This is a genomic window from Pseudomonas sp. PAGU 2196 (genome assembly GCF_022179005.1).
In the GTDB taxonomy this organism is placed as follows: domain Bacteria; phylum Pseudomonadota; class Gammaproteobacteria; order Pseudomonadales; family Pseudomonadaceae; genus Aquipseudomonas; species Aquipseudomonas kermanshahensis.
The window spans coordinates 1-667 of sequence record NZ_BNTL01000088.1; the positions used below are offsets into that span (position 1 = coordinate 1).

Consider the following 667-nt stretch of genomic DNA (forward strand, 5'->3'; position numbering starts at 1 on the left):
CCGCTTCCAGGCAATCGATAACCCCAAGGTGGTGACCAATCGCCAGGCTGTAATAGACCACCTGCTGCGCCTCGGCGGGCGTGGCATCGTTCTCATCAATAAATTTACGGCTCAGTTGACTGAACACCACCTTTTCACTCATCGGATACGCGCCTCTTCAACAACATGATTCAGATGGCTGACAATCTCGTTCAGACGCGGATCGTTTTCCGCTTCCAGCCAGCGTGCAACCTGTTCTTCGCCCTGCCCTAACTGTGTAAGGTAATCATCGGCAATCTGACGACCGTAACGATAACCCGCCAGGCGACGTGCTTCGCGATCCACTTTCACGCGCAGCGGCTGCACCATATCACCATGCAGGATCTCCGCCGGTTGTTCATCCAGTTCACCCGGCCCACGGGCGTGAATTTTCTGCTCCAGCAGGCCGAGCGCCATTGCAAAGCCGTACAGCGTGGCGGCAGGCGTTGGCGGGCAGCCAGGGATATAAACATCCACAGGGACAATTTTATCCGTACCGCCCCACACGCAGTAGAGATCGTGGAAGATCCCGCCACTGTTACCGCAGGCACCGTAGGAGATACAAATTTTCGGGTCCGGCGCGGACTGCCACGCACGCAGCGCAGGGGATCGCATTGCACGGGTGACCGCGCCGGTAAACAGTAAAATA

1 protein-coding gene and 1 pseudogene are annotated in these 667 nt (G+C 57.1%); both read right to left on the minus strand.

Translation table 11 applies throughout. The features are described from left to right. Nucleotides 1–142 (minus strand): annotated as a pseudogene (gene hycH, locus MFF34_RS28065) (formate hydrogenlyase assembly protein HycH); the annotation flags it as partial. Then, nucleotides 139–667 (minus strand): NADH-quinone oxidoreductase subunit B family protein (hycG, locus tag MFF34_RS28070; protein WP_238217849.1); only part of this gene is annotated, 529 nt, incomplete at its 5' end. The pseudogene hycH and the gene hycG, both read right to left, overlap by 4 nt.